This window comes from Flagellimonas amphidinii (genome assembly GCF_013090115.1).
Taxonomy (GTDB): domain Bacteria; phylum Bacteroidota; class Bacteroidia; order Flavobacteriales; family Flavobacteriaceae; genus Flagellimonas; species Flagellimonas amphidinii.
On the sequence record NZ_JABFNN010000037.1, the window covers coordinates 88,323 to 108,342 of the forward strand.

Here is a 20,020-nt window from a genome sequence, read left to right on the forward strand (position 1 = left end):
AATTTTGCAAAAGCTTTAACAGCAAACAGGTAGAAAAATAGGATGTATTCTTCAGAAATTATTTGTAGAAGCAAAAGTTTGTTATAAATTTGCACGCTCAATTACGGTATTGGCCTATGGTGTAATTGGTAACACAGCTGATTTTGGTTCAGTCGTTCAAGGTTCGAGTCCTTGTAGGCCAACATAAAAACTCTCTTAAGCCCCTAAATATAGGGGTTTTTGTTTTTAATGGGGCAAAAAGTGGGTCAAATTCTTCAAATGGATTAAAAAATTCATTTTGGGAAACAAAACACACTTTAGGCCCACCACCACTGGGGAACCCGCGCCATCACTGATCGGAAAAATAGAACACTTTAGGGAAACAAAACACACTTTAGGAAAAATCATCGAATTTTGTTAAAGTCTAAAAATACGTTGTTTTTATTCAGTAATTAATTGATAATCAATGTTTAACAAACCTAAAGTTATAAAAATAACGAAATGTTATGGTAAACACAACACACTTTGTGAGAAACAAAACACACTTTGTGAGAAACAAAACACACTTTAGGTGTTGTATCTATTTGGTAAACAACAAGTTACAAACCCCCTAATTATATTATAATTATATAAATTCTTCACAATTCGAAATAAGGGAACTTTAAGAGCATTAAAGCCCACCCACCTCCCTGCTCAAACGCCGCGAGGCTTTTAAAAAAGGTCTCAATTTTTATACTTCGCCTTCCCGGCTCGTATTAAAATATCGGTCACTTTCATTTTGGATTTTTTTTAGCATTTGGGAACAAATGCAAGAAAACAAAAAAATGATTTTAAGGGGTTTTGATGGCTTTTTTCGCGGAAGCCCTAGTGGTATACCAAAAGAAGGGAGAAAACCTCACAAAAGGTCTTAAAAAAAGAAAAAAGCAGCACTTTTGTGCTGCTTTCTTAGAAGGCTTTTGCTTCCGTCACATGACTTTCGGCGCTTCTCACGGTCGTTCCCACGTTGCCGCTTTGTCCTTCCTCACATGCACGACAAATATAGATAATTTTCTCCTTTACCTGGTTTCGTGGTTTTGTGCCAGTTGTCCCATTTTTGATTTTGTTGTATGCTTTTCGGGTTTTCTGTATTAACAACCATCATTTCCATACAAATGTTGGATGCTGTCCCAATTGTCCTTTTCGGGTCCACAAAATAAATCCCTCCCATGTCGAGATTTTTTTTGCCAGATCGCAAGCTCATGGCCCCGGGCCAATTGGAACGGTTCGCATCCTTATTGCTGCATGTAAATGAAGTTTAACATAAAACCAAAAATCATGTTTACAGCAAAATTCAAAGTAGTACAGACAACAGGAACATTCAAAAACGACAAAGGCGAGGAAAAGAGATCCTATCAAGAAGTAGGGGTTATCTTCGAAAACGAAAATGGGCACCAAAGCCTGAAATTAACCGCCTACCCACTACCCAACAGTAAGGGTGAGGTTTGGGCAAATCTATATCCCATCGAATCCAAGGAAAATGGACAAGTGGAAGAATAGTTCCAATGCCAAACCAGAAAGGCTCCCGAAAGGGAGCTTTTTTTATAATTGGAGGCACACCGCGCCGTTCATCTACAAGCTGGGATGGCTATCAGCTATAGGGACCAGGTTCTCTAGTTAAAATCATCTACTTATTTGTTTGCCAGGGAAAGATATTGGCCCGGGAACCGGACACAATAGGGTAAAACTGAAGATAAACCAAGACTGTCAAGTCGTTCCTTGCATTTGTTCCCAAATGCTAAAAAAAATCCAGAATGTGAATATCTTGAATGGATTAGAATTTAGTCAATCAGCCGGATTTTGTCAAAAGCTTTTTTATCAATTCCTCCTTTGTGAAAGTTTCTTGGTTAAGTTCATTGATCAACCATTCTTTGTAATTGATGACAGCTTCTTTTTCAATTTTATAGAAAAACAGCTTAAACAGGGGATGCTTCTTTAAATCTTTATAATCCCCATTCAAAAACATTACCAATTCTCCTACTTCATCGGTTCTAAGTAAGAACTCATGATCTAAAAGAATTTTCTTCGGCTTATTTTTTTTTGGAAGATTTTTGGTGTGCAGGGAATCTGATTCTAAGTGTAAACCAGTCTTATTTTTTCCTTTTCGGCGAACACCCTCAATGGACTCATCAAAAAAATCATTTAATTCGAAACCTTCTTCAAGTAAAAAATCTATGTAATTGTTTGCGACAAACTTGCGGCTTCCTGACTCCATTTTGGAAACTTCATTTTGAGAAATATTTAATTTATTGGCCATTTCTACTTGAGTTAAACCCAGTAGTTTTCTGATCAGCCGTATTTTCTCGTGTATTTCCAAACAATAAATATGACAAAATACTATATTATAATTTGGTTTTTAAATTAAAAAATAATATTCTTGTCTACCTTTTTCAAATAATCAATTTTCAGCAGTTGCTGATACTCGTCAAAAAGTGGGATTGGTTTCTAATAAGAGAGGGGAATTTCCCCTCCCTATTATCAAATAATCCTATGTAGTCTAACTCGTCAATATGAAAGGGATCCGAAAGGATCCCTTTCTTGTCAAATAATCGGGAAGTCCCCTCGTCAAAAAGAACTTCTTAATCCAAAAATAATCAATTCCAACAAATACGGTTCTCTTGATTACTTGAACAAATCATTTACATCCAAACCTTTTTTCACCAAAAATTGGACATACTTAAAGGCCTAGTGGAAGGGTAGCTGTCATACGGGGTCAACATGCTGTCATAAATCCACCGTTTTTGTAAACTTTTGTTTCCAAACTTGTTCATTACTCCTAGTAAGTTTACTTTAACCGTACACCTTTAAAGTTTACCTTGTATACGTTTAAATGACATAGAATGACATTTGGTTATGCAAGGGTGAGTACAAATTCTCAAAAACATGATTTACAGGTTGACGCTTTTTTGAAGGAAGGTATCAAACCGAATAATATCTATGCTGATATTTCGTCTGGAGCAAAAAGTGAACGTAAGGGCTTAGACGAATTGCTTTCCAAGTTAAGGGAGGGCGACACAATTGTCGTCTGGAAGATGGACCGAATTGCTAGAAGCCTATCACATTTGGTGAAGCTCATCGAAGATTTTGAGAAAAAGGGTATACACTTTAAAAGCATCCAAGAGAATTTCATTGATACATCTTCACCTCATGGAAGATTTGTATTCAACTTGTTTGCCTCCATTGCCCAACTCGAGAGAGATATCATCATAGAGAGAACAAGAGCCGGTCTCGAAAGTTCAAGGAGAAGAGGGGTAAGATTAGGGAGGCAACCTGGGTTGAGCAAAAAAGCCCAGCATAAGGCCATTCTTGCGGAGAAGTATTATCGCGATAATAAGCTTAGTATTGAAGAGATTATGAAATTAATTGAAGTTGGGTCGAAAAGAACTCTTTATAAATATTTAGCTTATCAAGGCAGAAGAACTTGTAAAGAGTGTGGTAAATTGTTTTGGGATAAGAAACAAAGTATAGATAAAGCTATTTGTTTCAATCATTAACACAAATAATAGAGTGAATGCATAAAAACCACAGAAAAACTATTCAATATTTTTCTGAGGAAATGACATGTTTAAAAACTGAAATTAGAGAATATTCGAAAGCAAAAAACATCTTGGAATTTGATCTAGCCCTTAATAATCCAAGTGAAATAAGTTTAATCGAAATTATTCCTTTTGACATCGAAATTCCTTACAACAATAGTGGAATTATCAGGTGCTTTTTTATATTTGAGAAATGAAGAAATACCTACTCCTACTATCAACCCTGTTTTTTAGTCTTCTCAGTTCAGCCCAAGAAAAAATCCCTTTCATAGATTATGATTCTGTATCTGAAAAGGTGGGTGAAGCTATCGAAAAAGGCGAGTATGAAAAAACAGTAGATTATCTAGAAAAAATTAGCAAAAATGATTCTACCTATTGCTCAGTAATGGTAACTAAATCATATTATTTAATGGCTCAAAAAAAATATGATGAGGCTATTGCAGTAACAGATGAGGGGCTTGGTTCTAGTTGTTATGATTTACATAGTTCATTTTATGTAAACAAAGTGGCTTCACTTTTAGGGCAAGATAAAAATCAAGAAGCTCTGGAAATCTGTGAACTAGGATTGAAACGTTTTCCGCAAAATAAGACATTATGGTACAACAAAGGGGTTTGTTTAGAAAAAACAGATAAATGGGAGGAAGCAGTTAATGCATATCAAGAGACAATCCTTCTAGATCCCTTTTACAAAAACGTTTATTTAAAACTGGGTGATATCTGTTACAAACAAGAATTAATTAGCCAAGCTTTAATGTCTTATAATATGTACTTGTTAATTGAACCTGATGCCAGCAACGCGTTTAACCTTTTGAAGTTCCTCAACACTACTGTTCAAAGTAAGAATAAGCATGAGAAGAATCCAGATATAAATATTTCTAAGGATGATGAGTCATTCGAAGAAATTGATTTGATAATCAATAATCGAGTAGCATTGAACGAAAAGTATGAAACTGGAAACGAAATTGACATTGCCCTTATAAGGCAAAACCATGCCCTTATGGAGTCTTTGAAAAACTTTTCAGGTAATGGTGGATTTTGGGATACCAAGTTTGTCCCATACTATCAATGGATAGTGAATCAAGGCCTTTTTGATGCTTTTAGCTATACCCTTTCATATTCCATTGAGAATGAAACTTATGCGAAAGTTATTGAAAAAAAGATAGATGACATTCAAGAGTTTTTTGACCAATCCAAACAGAAATGGGCAGATATTGTAAAGAACAATACCATACAACAGAATGGAAAATTGGAAACGTTGACTTATTATTTTGAAGACGGATATACCAAAGGCATTGGTCAAACTAAAAATAATGTTGTTGTAGGGCCGTGGGAATTGTTCAATAATAAGGGAAGATTGACAGCAAAAGGAACATTTAACTCTGATGGTAGTAGAGATGGAGAATGGATTTTCTACAACTCGCATGGAAAAATTAAAGAATCTGCTCAATATATAGATGGAAAATTGAATGGGAAAAACTTTCTATATCATGAGAATGGGAAACTAAATGTTCATGCCAATTATAAGAATGACAATTTAGAAGGAGAGTATTTGCTTTATAACAAAAACGGTGCATTGCAGCAAAAAAAGCATTTCAAAAATGGGGAATTGGATGGTGAGTTTTATTCTTACCACGATGTTGGTGAAGAACTACTAAAATCCCAAGCATTGTATGTAAATGGAAGCATCAAGGGCAAGTATACGAAATACTTTCCTACCGGTACGATAAGCTCAGAGATAAGTTTTAAAGACGGAAAGGCTCACGGTCAAGAGACCAAATACTATTTAAATGGAGCTTTGGATACAGATTTGAATAGTAAAAATGGTTTCGTTGATGGATACTACAAATTATTTTATCCAAATGGCTCACCAAAAGAAGTTGGACAGACTTCAGAAGGCAATTATGTTGGGCATTGGCAGACTTATTATAGCGACAACACTGTAGAAAGCGATTTTAATTATAATGATAAAAGCGAAACGGACGGAGAATATAAATACTATGATGTAGACGGAAAACTACATTATATTTTTGAATATCGTCATGGCGAGTTTATTGCCTATAAGTACTTCGACAAAGAAGGCAATATTATTGAAGAAAACCGTAAAAAAGGAGGGGAATTTTATTATAAGGGCTATTCTCCTTATGGTAAAATTAAATCTGAGGGATTATATGATATCAAAGGAGGTAAAAAAGGTAAATGGAAATACTATTCCTCCCATGGGGTTTTGACTGATGAGGGAACATACCAAGATGATAAGCTGCAAGGAGAATATAAAGCGTATTATACCGATGGAGGGCTAATGTCCATTGCTCAATATAAAAATGACACCTTGAATGGCTATTATGTAAATTACTATAAAAGCGGAAAAATAAACAGACAAGGATGGTACAAGGACAATAATACCCATGGGGAATGGAGGTCTTATGCTCCAGATGGCGTTGTTACCGAAGTTAACTTTTATCATAAAGGATTGCTCCATGGAGAACAATTGCTTTTTTCAGGAAAAGGACTTAAAACTCAAGCCAGTATCTATAATTACGGAAATCAAATAAAAGATGTTTATTATGATATGGATGGGAAAGTCTCCTATACTATCAATTATGAAAAAGAAGAGAAAAAATATGAATTAATATATCAACATCTAAATAAAAAACCTAGTACCAAAACAACCTATGTCAACGGTGTATTGCACGGTCCTTTTACATTTTTTGATTTCTATGGAAGAAAGAGGTCCGAGGGCAATTATTTAAATGGAAAGCTCCATGGAAAATTAACTTGGTACCATGATAACGGAAACATCGAGACCGTGGCAAATTATGTATATGGAGAATTAGAGGGAGATTACATTTATTATTATGAAGATGGAACACTGGACACCAAAAATCATTATAGCTCAGGAAAGCTCCAAAAGGATGTTATCGGCTATTATAAAAATGGCACCATAAAAAATAAGGGGGAATTTTATGATGATGAGCGACATGGTAGAAGAGAGACTTATTGCCCAGCAGGAAAGTTACAACTTGTTAGATTTTACGATAATGGGCGCCTAAAAGGTTACAGCTACTTGGATGAAAACTCTAAAGAGCTACCAATGATTCCCATTGAGAACGAAACAGGTAAAATGTTGACTTACTATGATAATGGGAAGGTGTCAAGGGATATTGAGTATAAAAATGGGAACCTGATTAATGTGTACAAAGAATATTACTATTCAGGTCAATTGCTTGAAGAGATACATTACGCTAAGGGAGAAATTGATGGAAAAAGAGTGGAATACTTTTCAAATGGAAACATAAAAAAAGAACGTCAGTATCAATTGGGCAATTTAAATGGCGTTGTAAGGGAGTATTATGAGAATGGTAATTTGAAAAAGGAAGAAACCTATTTGCATAACATCAAAGAAGGTGTTTCCAAAAAGTATGATGAAAACGGGAAATTAATACTTGAAGAAGTTTACTTTGATGGCGATATTATTTCATCTACCTCCAAATAGAATGGGTCTGAGAATAACAACACTTTTCTTGCTCCTGCTTGGATATACTTCATATTCACAAATTTCGACTGACTATAAAAAGTATAAGGAGCAATATCCGAACTCCCAATCTGTTAGATTGAACCAAGAGACAGTTTTGAGTATTGGTCTTGACAAGGGAAAGTTTAAAATATCCAAAGAGTCTTTAGAAGAAGACATATTCTTGTATGACAGTGCTAAAAATGATGCAAAACAATCTTTAAGCTATTCCTCTTTTTACGAGTTGGAAAAAATAGAGGCCTCTTCATTTGTGATAAGGAACAATAAGTATGAAGAGCTAAAAGTTTCCGATTTTAGGGATAAGGATGAATTGGATGGATCATTTCACGATGATGTAAAATCAATCAATTTTATTTTCCCCAGTTTAGAGCAAGGAGCAAAAACCAGACTAACTTATAAGCAAATAATAAAAAACCCACGTTTTCTAAGTGCCTTCTATTTAGGAAACTTTTATCCTATTGAAAATAACAAATTCACTATCATTTCGGACAATGCCATTAACCTTAGATTTCAAGAGGTTAACATGGAGGGTGTCCAAGTTGAATTCACCGTAAAAAAGACTAGAAAACAGAATATATATACTTGGCAACTCAAAAACATTAATGAATTCAAGTATGAGGAAAAAGCACCCGATTATAAAAGTATTTTACCACATATCATCCCAATAATTGTTTCATATCAAACCAATGGAAAAACTGTCAAGCTTCTTGAAGATGTGTCCGATTTATACAGGTGGTATTTTTCCCTTGTAGAAAACTTGAATAACGAGCCTGCGCCAAAAGAATTGGTACAGCTTGTGGAAAATCTAACGGCTGACAAAGAAAATGAGCTTGAAAAGGTAAGAGCTATTTATTATTGGGTACAAGAAAATGTAAAATACATAGCTTTCGAATATGCCTTGGGTGGATTCGTTCCGAGGGAAGCTAATGAAGTATTTCATAAAAAGTATGGTGATTGTAAAGACAATTCCAGTCTATTATTAAAAATGCTCGATATAGCTAATATCAAAGGAAACCTAGCTTGGATTGGCACAAGAAGTATCCCATATAGCTATAAGAATGTTCCGACTCCATCAGTAGATAATCATATGATTTTACATTATGAGTATCAAGGGAAGTCTTATTTTTTGGATGCTACAGGAAGGTTCAACCCTATGGAAATGCCTACATCGTTTATTCAAGGGAAGGAGGCATTGGTCTCAATGGGAAGAGATTCATTTATGATAAAAAAAGTCCCAATTATTGATCCATCAAAAAATATCTATAAAGACCATTCTGTTATTGAGCTGGAGGGTAATAATTTGAAAGGAAAATCAAGATCTGAATTATCTGGTTATGGGAAAATAGATCTCTTCTATCGCTTGGAAAAGAACAATACTAAAACAAAAATCCTCGATATATACAACTCGGGTTTTCAAAAGGGGAACAATAGTTTCCAAATATCCAATTTTACTGAGACAAACAAATACAGTTATGATAAAAACCTCATTGTAGAATATGATTTTAATGTGCCCAATTATGCCAAGACTTTGGGGGATGAAATCTACATTAACTTGAATCTGGGCAGGACTGTTGTATCTAACTTAAAAACGGATAATGATCGAACTGTTCCATTGGAACACAGATATTTAGATTCAGGTGAGTATGAATACGTATTTAATGTTCCTGAGGGCTACATAGTTGATTATTTACCTGAAGGCATAAATCTATCTAATCAATACTTTGATTATGGCATTGCTTATGAACTTCGTTCAAATCAAATAATATATAAACGTAACTTTCGGCTTAATACATTGGTTTTTGATTCAGATGCTCAAAAAAAGGTAAATCAACTCGCCAAAAAAATTGAGCGGCAACTTAAAGAAGTTGTTGTATTAAAGAAACAATAATATAACTTCCAAAACCCATATGAGAAATCTCTATTTTCTGGTTATTATTTTTTTATCCTATTCGATTTATGGTCAAGACAACCTTTATGTGTCAAGTTACAATTGGGATAAAACCCCTAACTACAAATTACCTGTTGACAGTGAAGAGCCGATGATGGCTTTAAAGGAAAAATACATTACAGAATTTGCCTATTCGGATAACGCATTTACTGAGCATTATCTAGAACACAAGGCATTTTGGTTAAACAGCAATGAGAAAATTGAGGCATATAATAAAATATATTTGCCTTATTCCACAAATTCTGAGCTGCTTGAAAACAAGGCAAGGGTAATTACCAAGAATGGAAAAATCATTGACTTGGACGAATCAAAAATATTGACCGCCCAAGACGAAGAAACGGGGAAGCACTACAAATATTTTGCTTTTGAAGGAGTGGAAAAAGGTAGTGTCATTGAATACTTTTATGTAGAGAAGAAAAAACCCAGCTACAATGGAATAGCATTTCGGCTACAATCAGATTTTGATAAAAAAAATGTTGATTTTGACTTATACTCTCCATCAAACCTAGTATTTCAATTCAAAAGCTATAATGGATTGCCAGATGTTGTTAAGGACACATTGTCAAAAAATAGACTGCATTGGAAGTTAAGCTTGGAAAGTTTAGCAGGGTTGCAGAAGGAGGAACAAGCCCCTTACGCTGCTTCTCGCGGTTATTTGATTTATAAGCTTGACAAAAATCTAAAAACCAATAAAAGCGACTTATCCTCCTATGGAAAAGTTGCTCAGAATATTTATAACTATTACTATACCGAACCAAGCAAGAAAGCAAGCTCTCAAATTCAGGAGTTTGCAGCCTCTTCATCTAAAAACAATAATGATTTAGAATCCAAAATCCGGAGTATTGATAATTTAATCAAATCTGGTTTTATCTTATCGGAGTCTGGAGGTGAGAACCTTAAGAATCTAGAGGAAATTCTTGAAAAGAAGGTTGCAAGTTCCACTGGAATGATAAAGCTTTATGTCGCTCTTTTGAGGCACCTTCAAATAGCTCATGAAATCGTTATAACATCTAATCGTAAAACTTTAAAATTTGATAAAGATTTTGAAGCCCACAATTTTTTGAAGGATTTCTTGATTTATTTTCCTGACCTGAAAACTTACCTTTCACCCACAGATATGCAATCCAGATATGGTTATCCACCAGCCTTTTTAACGGATAACTATGGTCTTTTCATAAAGGAGGTAAGTGTTGGGTCTTTTAAATCTGCTATAGGGAAAATAAAATATATTGAGCCATTAAGTGCTGATAAAACCATTGATAAAATGATAATTGATGTCCAGTTCGACCAAGAGGATTTAACCTATAACTCGATAAAGTTACAGCGTTCTTTTTCGGGTTACTATGCAATGCCGTTCCATCCGTATATGAATCAGATAATTGGAGATAACAGGAGTGAAATGATGGAGGGATTGGCAAAAACCATGAATGAGAATATCGAAGTAAAAAAAATGGAATTGGTCAATGAAAGCCCAGACCTTTTTGGGATAAAGCCGATAGGGTTTATAATAGACTTAAAGTCTGATGCTTTTGTTGAAAAGGCTGGACGAAAATACTTATTTAAACTAGGGGAACTAATAGGCCCTCAAATAGAGATGTACCAAGAGAAAAAACGTGTGCTTCCATTGGAGAATGAGCATACTAGAAGCTATTACCGAACACTTAACATTACCTTGCCTAAAGGCTACAGGGTGGTCAATCTGGATGAACTCAATATAGAAAACAAGTATGATGAGAATGGAGAAGAACTCTTTTCGTTTACCTCATTTTATGAATTAAAGGACAATGTTTTAAGCATTACCGCAGACGAACATTATAGAACCAATATTGTTGCTCCATCGATATTTGTGAAATTTAGAAAAGTAATCAATACCGCTGCGGATTTCAATAAAATAACGTTGATATTAGAACCTGAGGGGTAACTATGAAATAATTAAAATTTAAAAATCTTGAATTTGGTAAAACTTTACAAAGTTCAAATAAACGATTTTAAATGAGAATAAACAGTAACTTATTATTGCTATTTGCGTTTCTTTCAATTCAAATTGTTCTTGGTCAAGAGTTAAGTGAATCTGAACTTATTGGCAAGTGGGAATTCATCAATCTTCAGGATGAAAAAGGGAATGTTCTCGTAGAAATACCTATTAGAGTCTTGGGCAAAGAATCAATAGAGAAAGTAAATAGGGACAACTATATCTTTAACTCTAATATGAGCTACAAAAGTTATAATCCCTTAAATGTTTCCAATGGTACTTGGTTCTTTGATAAAGAAAAGGAAGAAATTAATCTTGAATTGATAATATCTCCAGATAATCCGGCCTGGGAATATCTAAAGAAGATTGTAGAAAAAAGAAAAGATGGAAAATACTATCAAAAACCGGTCAAGAAGCGTATTCTATTTTTTGAAAAAGACTCAATGGTGATAGCAGATAGACTGAATTACGTTCTAATCTATAAGAGAAAGCATCTATAAATTTAAAGTTCAAAAAAACGATGAAAGCAGGATATTTGAAAATATCAATCTTAGTAATTTCAGTTATTGTACTGGGAAACGTTTCTTCAGGATTCATTAATATGTTTCAGACATATTTGTATCAAACCAATCGTGCTGAATTTGAATTTACGACTATGCCAACGAAAGGAAGAGATATTGAGATAATGGAAATACAATTTTCCCATTTTAGGACAGCTCATCCACAGTATAGGGATTTAGTCCTGTTTAGGACATTTAAACGAAATCCCTTAAAATTTTGGAATTGGTATTCTTACCTGACCAATGAAATGTATCAATATGAATATAAAGATGAAATTAAATCATTTTCTGGAAAAGGTAAATTTGGGATTTAACAGATAAAAATAAAGCCAAAGAAATGAGAATTCTTTTTTTAATAGCATTGCTAAATTTCACCATCAAATCTTACTGTCAAGTTTTCGTGATTGATAGAGGAAGTGAAGAAATTGAAAAATTGAACACAGCAGTATCAGCACTTGCATGGATGGAAATGAACAAGCCAGATAGAATAATAGAATACCTGTCCAAAAACTCAAAAATAAATCATGCTCTTCTTCAAAAGGAGTGCAACTACATTTCAGAAAATTTTCCTTTTGATGAAGGCATCCCTGGATTCATTTCGAACAAAGAGAAAGATTTTCTGTGGTATCAAAGAACATATTTTAGAAAATCCGAAGAAGAATTTGAATACCTTTTCCAGATTCAAATTGAATTGGTTGATGAAAATGGGGATTCAAAAATTTCAAGTATTGAATTTCGAAGGAATGTCAATATTGAGAATATAGATGGAGATGCAAGCAAATTGGAAAGAAAAGATAGTAGCTTTATCCCTCCACCTCCCGCTCCCGCCGGACTTCCGATAAAACATGAGTAAAATAGAAGTTCAGAAAAACGATTCACATATGAAGAGTCAAATAGTCAACGAAATTGCCAGCATTCTAAATGGAAAATTTACAAAAAACGAGACTGTTTTGCTTCATGAAGTGATATGGACAATCGATGCTAAACATCATTTGATTGCTAGTTTAAATGAACTTAATTCTGCCATCAAGTTGGTTGGTGGCGCACAAAAGAGTTACCGAAATATGGACGTCAAGTTGAGCCGGTCAAACGAAAACAATTCAGACTATTTGATAGAGGAAGACATTAAGAAAGCCATGATAATGTACGATCAATATTTAAATCAATAAAGTTCAAATAAACGATTATTGATATTGCATACAATATGGACACTTCGGATATCATTGCATTAATTGCCGCAATAACAGCTGTGGTAGGCGTAGTAATCGCTTGGTTAGAATATTCAAAAAGAAAAGAAAAGTCAGATAGAAGTTTTTCCTTAAAGAAAACGAGTAATTCTGGCAATATTACAGCCATTGGTGGAGATAATTCCGGAAGCATAACCAATACGGTAATAAATAATAATGACCTTTCTAAAGTTGACTATATGGAAGAAGATAAACGAAATGAATGGATGGTGTATGAGGTGGCTTTTTTATGGCATGATTATGAGCCACCAGGGATTGAAGCTCATTTTGTTAAAATGACTAGGAAAATTGAAGAGACCAAGAACATGCTACACCAAGAAATTGGAAAAGGAGAATTAACTATGAGTAAAGAGTATATTGTACCTAATGTGGGAGTTACACGCTATTTAACTAGAAATGCCTTAATTGATTATTGTGTAAGGAAAGAGTATAAACCGAAGTTCCTTTTTCCAAATGAAAGGAACTAATTTAAGCTTGAACAGAATAAAAGTTCAGAAAAACGATTGAAACCATGGAAATTCAAAGCGAAATAACAGCAATTTTAACTTCGATAATTTTATTATTTGTTGCTATAGTCTCTATTCTGCTGTATAGGTATTTTAAGCCTAAAAAGATAATCAAGAGCAAAAATCGAAAACCTTGACAACTTTGTGTTCAATGGAGACTGATCTAGTTTCTTAAGTTCAAATAAACCATACAAGTTTTAATCCAACCAATAAAAAGTGAGCATATTCTCTTATCATTTGGCCGAGATTACCTTTTTTGAAGCGATAGGTGGAATATTCTCTAGTCCTATTTCCAAAAATACCAAAGGACTGATTCACTCTGAATATATGACCGTGATGACCTTGGGTTCCCCAATCATTTCCATCTCCAGAGTTTTAATAGGACAAGTAGCGGTTTTTGCACAATGGGAAAATGAAATTGCACTTCAAAACTATTTGGAACAAACCAGTTTTGGAAAAATCTTGGCAAAAGGTTGGCATGTACGATTGACTTTTATAAGGGAATGGGGAAAATTCAGTGGATTCCAAATCCCACATCACAAAGATAAATTGGAAAGCCCAAATTCTCCCGTGGTTGCAGTGACCATAGCAAGAATGAAGCCTTTTTCCGTACCACGATTTATTCATTGGGGAAGGCCCGTGGAAAAACTGGTAAGAGACCATCCAGGAACTACACTTTCCTTAGCATCAGTGAAGTTTCCAAATACGGTCTCTACTTTTTCAATTTGGAAAACGGAGAAAGAAATGACCGACATGGTTCATGGACATAGTGCCGTGGAAAAACCAAAAAGACACAATGCTGCAATGAAAGAAAGAGAACGAAAAGACTTTCACTTTGAATTCACGACACTAAGGTTTAAACCTATTGCCGAATTTGGTACTTGGAAGGGCCAATCGAATTATATTCCCAAAACTTAAAGAATTTTAGGGTAAATGGGAACACCGCATAAAAAACAAACTTTTCAAGATTGGATCACACAGCAATGGGTTATTCTTTGTGGCCATAGAATTGACAGAATAAATCACCAATGGCTACTCGGCCCTTTTGGGGGAACAAATGGTATTGGTCACAAATTTATCAGTCAATTAGCGGAAAGTGAAAATTTGGTTGTTGATGACCAAACAGAAGCAAAGGGATTGATTCAATCAATACACCAACTAAATTTACCTGAAAACGAATTGGCAGCCCTGTCCCAAAGTGTAATTGATTTTTATGAAAACACATCCAATTATGACCTTCAATTAAAAGTCAAGTGGAATCCGTTCTTCAAAATTTTTGGTGTTCTATTGAGAATAATTTTCAGTAAAAGAATAGAGCAATTAAATGTTCCTATTCAAAACATTGCGGATTCTAAAGGATTGAAAAGCGAAATAATCCATTTACTCGATCAAAAAACGAATAAACTAAAGCGGACAATCTGGCTCAGATCATTTAAGGCAACTGGGCAAGTAGTATATTCAGGAGTATATGAAACTTGTACCCTCCCTTCGGGTCAGGCGTGTATAAAAGCAATTTTTCCTTTACCAAATGGAAGTGCAACAGTCATTTTAACTCCTAGAGTCGGTGAGAAAGGTGACCTAATCTTGGAGTCAACGGGACAAAAAATTGGCGATAGTGGATTTTACTTTTTGTTAGAAGACTCAAAAGGAGAACTATGGGCAAAATTCATCAAATCATTTAAAGATAAACTGGTAGTAACTGGCGAGAATGGAAAAATAACTGCCATACAAACGCTAACTTTATGGAATTTAAGGGTTTTGCGTTTTGAGTATAGTATAGAGAGTATTAGGCCCAAGGAAATCTAAACTTAAATGAACAATGCCGAAGATTGAATTGAAAACTGAAATCAAAGCCGAGAAAGAAATCGTTTTTGATTTATCCAGAAGTATTGATTTGCATAAAATTTCGACCGAACAGACAAAAGAAGAAGCAATAAAAGGCAAAACTTCCGGTCTCATTGGCAAGGGTGAATGGGTGACGTGGCGAGCTAAACATTTTGGATTCTACCAAACCCTGACTTCAAAAATTGTCGAATTTGAAAGACCCGAATACTTTGTAGATGAAATGGAGAAAGGTGCCTTTAAAAGTTTTAGGCATCAGCATTATTTTAAAAAGTCTGATTACGGCACCTTAATGATTGATTATTTTGAATATAAGTCACCACTTGGATTATTGGGAAACCTTGCCGATAGTTTGTTTTTGGAAAAATATATGAAGACATTACTTAAAAAACGCAATCAAACGATAAAAGAGTTTGCTGAATCAGGAATGTGGAAGGAAGTACTGAAGAAATAAAAGTTCAAACAAACGATGATTCAAGAAATATTGATTTTACAGGCTATACCAAGGATTGAAATTGTTTTTTATGAACAAGAATTGGAGGTGTTAAATTCTGGAACGCCTGTAATTGAAAAGACAAAATTCTCCCATATCACGAGCGCCAGATTTATTAAAGGCCGCATACCTTGGTTCACTGGAATGATCACATCGGTAATTGATTTAATTTCTGGTCATGGTGTTGGTCACTGGAAAAGAGGTAAAGGAAAACTGGTATTACAAACTAAAACCCACACCCATACCATTGAACTTGAAAATTATGATAGGGAACAAGCCCCACGGGCAGAAACAATAATAAGCCAAAAGTCTAAATAAAGGATAAGAGCAAGGTGCAAATACTAGTTGCAAAAAACGATAAAATTAGAATGAAAGTAAATCTCTTAATTTCAATATTGACCTTATGTTCATTCATTGGGTTTGGTCAAAATGAAGGCAAAAATGTCCTTTACATTGTGGACTCCATTCCTGTTATCGAGGAGCCAAAAGAGGGGTTTGGAACCTTGTCCCAAGATGAGATAGAAAGAATAGATGTTGTTAAGGACAAAAGCATTATAGACTCAACCGGGTTCAAAAATTTGGATGAGATAATCTTCGTGTTCACAAAGTCCTACGCTCAAAGACCTGATAGCCTCTTGGCCATACCATCCACCAAGTTGATGACCCAAAAAAATGGAACCTGGTTCTATAAGGACGAAGTTGTTCCATATTCAGGGCCTTTCATTGACTATTACCTAAACGGCAAAAAGCAGGGAGAAGGAATTTTATTTAATGGCCGACTGAAAGGCAGGCGATTAATGTACCATTTGAATGGAAATGTCTCAGATGAAATCGAATATGAGAATGGAATTAGTGATGGAATTGAAAAGCGGTTTTATGAAGACGGAACCCTCATGCAAAAGGGAGAATTTCGAGATGGAAAGGAGATTGGAATATGGGAAATGTATCATCCTAATGGAAAACTAAAACAACGTTCAACATTTGTTAACGGTAAAATGGATGGAGAATCCATTTCATATTATTCCACTGGAGAACTCAAAGGTAAAAACCACTATAAAAATGGGGTGTACCAGAAAGAAAAAGTAGATGGCAAGATATTAGAGTTGTATAATCAGGCACAATCCTACTACAAACAAGGCAATTTTAAATCTGCAATAAAAAAATATACAAAGTGCATAGAGCTGAATGGGAATTGGGCGGATGGATATTTTGCCAGGGCAACGGCGAAACTAAACAATTTTGAATTTAACGAAGCGATAAAGGATTTCAATAAGACCCTTGAAATTGAGCCTTATTTTACAAACGCATATTCAAATCGTGCCTTTGCAATAATTCGTAAGTATGAATTTGCCGATAGCAGGACTCTTTCAAAAAATAAAGATGTTCAAATCATTGCATCTAAAGAAGCCAAAATCCCAGAGTCGGAGCTACAAAAAGTATGTGAAGATTTGAACAAAGCTGTTGCTTTGGGAGATAAAAGTTGGATGGTTTTGGATGCTGTAAAAAAGTATTGCAATAAATAGAATTTGAGAGAATTAATAATACTGACTTTGGAAAGTTCAAATAAACGTAAAGACAATTTTGGTTCGATCTAACCCAGTCAAATATAATATACTTTTAATATGTCTTCTAAGTTTTGGAATTTGTATTGGACAAGATTCCAAAGTTGACTTAAACGAATATTTCTCTGATACCGAGATTAAGGACTTGAATACAATAACGAACTTTTTTCAACGTGAACTCTGCGGTATTGTAGATAAGACCAAATTTGGGAATTGCTTAAAATTATCATTGCCTGACCTGGCAGATTGGAAACAAACTTATGTCCAAGAAAAAATAGGTTGGCGAAAACAGAAAAAATTATATTCAAAAATATCCTATTCAACCTTTCATAAAATATGGACTCTTTGCAAGACTTGGAGAACAATTGAACCGAAGTATGAATATGAAAGCATATGCTTTAGCCAAAATGAAAATTTCATGGGTTTCTTAAAAAAAGTGGGGCAGTCAAATCCATATTTAGAAGGATATGCTGAGAAACTAGAAAACGTTGGGTCTTTTGAATCTGGGAAATTTCTGGTCTGGAATATCATAGAATATCCTCAAAATTGGAATTTGGAAGACCGAAATGTCCAAATTGTTCTAGCTATTCATTTTCTGACCCAAAATGACAAACAAAAAAGGGATAAAAAGGCTTTAAGACTTGAAAAGAGGGACATTAAAAAAATGAATAGAAGAGCTAAACCGAAAAACAAATAAAAATACAGTACTTTAAAAAACTGGGTCAATACAAAGTTCAAAAAAACGATTGCATGTGGTTCGATAATGAAAAATTAAGAAAGATGATTTGGAAGCACCACAAAGACAGTATCCCAATATATATTGGTATGGTACTTCTGATTCTTTTGGTTTTACTGATGTATTATATTGATACGTCATTCCAGTAATCGGTATGAAACAAAAAGTTCAAAAAAACGATGAAGAAACTTTATACCATACTTTTCACTTTAACAATTTCAAATATTATTTCTCAAGAAATAATTGAAGAAAAGAATCGCCAGAAAAATGAAGTCTACCATGTTTTAAAAACTGATAAGAACATAAAGCACGGTCCCTATAAAAAATATTTCAAGAGGAAACTCCCCAGAATTTCTGGACAGTACAAGGACGATAAAAAAGATGGTGTTTGGAAATACTATTTTTGGGATGGTTCAATTTCTAAGATTGGTAGCTTTGAAAATGGACTGAAGGATAGTATCTGGACACGATATGTCGGAGATGGAAGAATCCTGGAAAAGGGAAGATTCTCAAAAGGCAAGAAAAATGGAGAATGGTTATATTATTACTGGGACTCTGGCATACCTAGTAGTATTGGACATTATGAAAAAGGACATAAAGTTGGTGTTTGGAGTTATACCAACAAGCATGGAACATTAATCCATAAATTTGACCATACTTTAAACGAATTGATTTATTATACAACAAATGAGGATGCTTCATCAGAACAACCAAATGAACTATTAAATGATTCGGAAAACCACAAGCGCATGATACTGGGTGGAAATGAAGGGCTTCTAAAACATATTCGAATACAATTCCAATACCCAGAAGAAGCGCAACTGAATGGTGTAACGGGAAAGGTTTATGTTCATTTCACAGTTGATGAAAACCTTGAAATGAAGAATTTTTTTGCAGAAAACGATCCAGGTTATGGTATTGGGGAAGAAGCCGTTCGACTAATCAAAACTGGACCTTTGTGGTTGCCAAAAAAAATAAATGGAATTTATGAGAATTCAAAAGGTACATTTCCAATTACATTTAATCTGCAGTGAAAGCAGGCTATAAAAAGTTGAATTAAACTAAAGTTCAAAAAAAGGATAAGTCTAATTGGCATACTTAATGAAAAAACTAATTCTATCAATTCTTGTTCTTTTGATTATTGGTTGCGCAAGCTTAAGAAAACCTTTCATATATGTTCAAAATATTCAATGATACTTTTGGTTAGTGTCAAAGATAATCCCTTGATTCCTTTCTTTGAGATCAGGTAATCTGACTCATTGGCATTTGAGAAAAAACCCAATTCGACCAGGACACTTGGAGTATGTGAAATCGATTCTCGTAGTACTTGAAAATTTTCCCTTAAAACCCCCCTTGATTTGTAGTTCAATTTGTCCTCGATCACCCTGTCCAAAATCAAACCAAACCTAACCGCTTTTCTGAGGTTCGGCTGAGCCTCTTTTTTAGAGGTATTTTGTATGTAGATCTCCATGCCTTCCGCACTTCTATTTGGATTGTGGTTGCAATGTATCGAAACGAACAAATCCGCATGCAGATATTTGGCATACAGGGAACGTCTTTTCAAGGGCAAAAAAGTATCATCGTTTCGGGTGAGCACACACTTTATTGCTGGAGCAAATTTTTCCAAATATATTTTCGTGTACTTCGCTACCAACAGATTTATTTCCTTCTCATAATACCCATCTGTATGAATGGCCCCGGTATCATGTCCACCATGTCCAGCATCAAGTACAACGATAAATTTTTTCTCTGTTTCTGTTTTGTTTTGAGCTGTCCCATATTGTATGCCCACAATCAAAACGAGTGTTGAAAAAACTACATTCCGGCCAAAGAAAATTGACGGTGTAAATTTCCTTTTTCTGCGAACGTAGTGAGGGAGAAAATAGGAAAGCGAGATGGAATCAGGGAACCCCTGATTTGCTTTGTGGTGATTTTCTCCCTCTGTTTTTTTTGAAGTCCCCATTTTAAAGGTTTTCTCTACTGCAAATTTACGTGGCATGTTGATTTTTTTGCTCCACATCTATCAACTCAAAAGTGGTATTCATCAATTTACATGCTGATTTATAATAGG

19 protein-coding genes and 1 tRNA gene are annotated in these 20,020 nt (G+C 34.5%); 18 read left to right on the forward strand and 2 right to left on the reverse strand.

Annotation, left to right across the window (positions count from 1 at the left end; translation table 11 throughout):
- The first annotated feature begins 110 nt into the window (after positions 1 to 110).
- Both HJC33_RS11175 and HJC33_RS11180 read left to right on the forward strand, forming a co-directional pair.
- Positions 111 to 182 (forward strand) — tRNA-Gln (locus tag HJC33_RS11175).
- 1,111 nt (positions 183 to 1,293) lie between these two features.
- Positions 1,294 to 1,515, forward strand: coding sequence for a hypothetical protein (locus HJC33_RS11180; protein WP_171658909.1), 222 nt, complete (start codon positions 1,294 to 1,296; stop codon positions 1,513 to 1,515).
- 289 nt (positions 1,516 to 1,804) lie between these two features.
- Here HJC33_RS11180 and HJC33_RS11185 read toward each other — a convergent pair whose 3' ends face one another.
- Positions 1,805 to 2,332: a helix-turn-helix domain-containing protein gene (locus HJC33_RS11185; RefSeq protein WP_171658910.1), complete on the reverse strand. Its 528-nt coding sequence runs from the start codon at positions 2,330 to 2,332 to the stop codon at positions 1,805 to 1,807.
- A 523-nt stretch (positions 2,333 to 2,855) separates the two neighbouring features.
- On the opposite strand from HJC33_RS11185, the gene HJC33_RS11190 reads away from it, so the two are divergent.
- From HJC33_RS11190 to HJC33_RS11265, 16 genes are all read left to right on the forward strand, one after another.
- Positions 2,856 to 3,509, forward strand: coding sequence for a recombinase family protein (locus tag HJC33_RS11190; protein WP_171658911.1), 654 nt, complete (start codon positions 2,856 to 2,858; stop codon positions 3,507 to 3,509).
- A gap of 235 nt (positions 3,510 to 3,744) precedes the next feature.
- Complete coding sequence (locus tag HJC33_RS11195; RefSeq protein WP_171658912.1) at positions 3,745 to 7,044, forward strand: hypothetical protein; 3,300 nt, start codon at positions 3,745 to 3,747, stop codon at positions 7,042 to 7,044.
- Position 7,045: 1 nt separating this feature from the next.
- Entirely contained in the window at positions 7,046 to 8,971 is a 1,926-nt protein-coding gene (locus HJC33_RS11200) for a DUF3857 domain-containing protein (RefSeq protein WP_171658913.1), read from the forward strand.
- Positions 8,972 to 8,990: 19 nt separating this feature from the next.
- On the forward strand, positions 8,991 to 10,952 hold the full coding sequence (locus tag HJC33_RS11205; protein ID WP_246245535.1) for a DUF3857 domain-containing protein: 1,962 nt from the start codon (positions 8,991 to 8,993) through the stop codon (positions 10,950 to 10,952).
- Between the two features lie 71 nt (positions 10,953 to 11,023).
- Positions 11,024 to 11,503: a hypothetical protein gene (locus HJC33_RS11210; RefSeq protein WP_171658914.1), complete on the forward strand. Its 480-nt coding sequence runs from the start codon at positions 11,024 to 11,026 to the stop codon at positions 11,501 to 11,503.
- Between the two features lie 20 nt (positions 11,504 to 11,523).
- Positions 11,524 to 11,877 carry a hypothetical protein gene (locus HJC33_RS11215; RefSeq protein WP_171658915.1) on the forward strand — a complete coding sequence of 118 codons (354 nt, stop codon included), beginning with the start codon at positions 11,524 to 11,526 and terminating at the stop codon, positions 11,875 to 11,877.
- A 23-nt stretch (positions 11,878 to 11,900) separates the two neighbouring features.
- Positions 11,901 to 12,416 carry a hypothetical protein gene (locus HJC33_RS11220; RefSeq protein ID WP_171658916.1) on the forward strand — a complete coding sequence of 172 codons (516 nt, stop codon included), beginning with the start codon at positions 11,901 to 11,903 and terminating at the stop codon, positions 12,414 to 12,416.
- A complete protein-coding gene (locus tag HJC33_RS11225; protein WP_171658917.1) occupies positions 12,409 to 12,732 on the forward strand; it encodes a hypothetical protein in 324 nt (107 codons plus the stop codon). The genes HJC33_RS11220 and HJC33_RS11225 overlap by 8 nt, the downstream gene beginning before the upstream one ends.
- Positions 12,733 to 12,767: 35 nt before the next feature.
- Positions 12,768 to 13,277: a hypothetical protein gene (locus HJC33_RS11230; RefSeq protein ID WP_171658918.1), complete on the forward strand. Its 510-nt coding sequence runs from the start codon at positions 12,768 to 12,770 to the stop codon at positions 13,275 to 13,277.
- A 255-nt stretch (positions 13,278 to 13,532) separates the two neighbouring features.
- The gene (locus HJC33_RS11235) at positions 13,533 to 14,234 is read left to right on the forward strand and encodes a hypothetical protein (protein ID WP_171658919.1); all 702 of its coding nucleotides are present in this window, start codon (positions 13,533 to 13,535) and stop codon (positions 14,232 to 14,234) included.
- 15 nt (positions 14,235 to 14,249) lie between these two features.
- The gene (locus HJC33_RS11240; protein WP_171658920.1) at positions 14,250 to 15,122 is read left to right on the forward strand and encodes a hypothetical protein; all 873 of its coding nucleotides are present in this window, start codon (positions 14,250 to 14,252) and stop codon (positions 15,120 to 15,122) included.
- Between the two features lie 13 nt (positions 15,123 to 15,135).
- The gene (locus HJC33_RS11245; protein ID WP_171658921.1) at positions 15,136 to 15,612 is read left to right on the forward strand and encodes an SRPBCC family protein; all 477 of its coding nucleotides are present in this window, start codon (positions 15,136 to 15,138) and stop codon (positions 15,610 to 15,612) included.
- Positions 15,613 to 15,627: 15 nt separating this feature from the next.
- Positions 15,628 to 15,969, forward strand: coding sequence for a hypothetical protein (locus HJC33_RS11250; RefSeq protein ID WP_171658922.1), 342 nt, complete (start codon positions 15,628 to 15,630; stop codon positions 15,967 to 15,969).
- A 50-nt stretch (positions 15,970 to 16,019) separates the two neighbouring features.
- A complete protein-coding gene (locus tag HJC33_RS11255; RefSeq protein ID WP_171658923.1) occupies positions 16,020 to 17,174 on the forward strand; it encodes a toxin-antitoxin system YwqK family antitoxin in 1,155 nt (384 codons plus the stop codon).
- 457 nt (positions 17,175 to 17,631) lie between these two features.
- Positions 17,632 to 17,910, forward strand: coding sequence for a hypothetical protein (locus HJC33_RS11260; RefSeq protein WP_171658924.1), 279 nt, complete (start codon positions 17,632 to 17,634; stop codon positions 17,908 to 17,910).
- A gap of 218 nt (positions 17,911 to 18,128) precedes the next feature.
- Entirely contained in the window at positions 18,129 to 18,983 is an 855-nt protein-coding gene (locus tag HJC33_RS11265) for an energy transducer TonB (protein WP_171658925.1), read from the forward strand.
- Positions 18,984 to 19,117: 134 nt separating this feature from the next.
- On the opposite strand, the gene HJC33_RS11270 is transcribed toward HJC33_RS11265, so the two are convergent.
- Positions 19,118 to 19,948, reverse strand: a complete 831-nt coding sequence (locus HJC33_RS11270) for an N-acetylmuramoyl-L-alanine amidase family protein (protein WP_171658926.1) — start codon at positions 19,946 to 19,948, stop codon at positions 19,118 to 19,120.
- Positions 19,949 to 20,020: the final 72 nt, after the last annotated feature.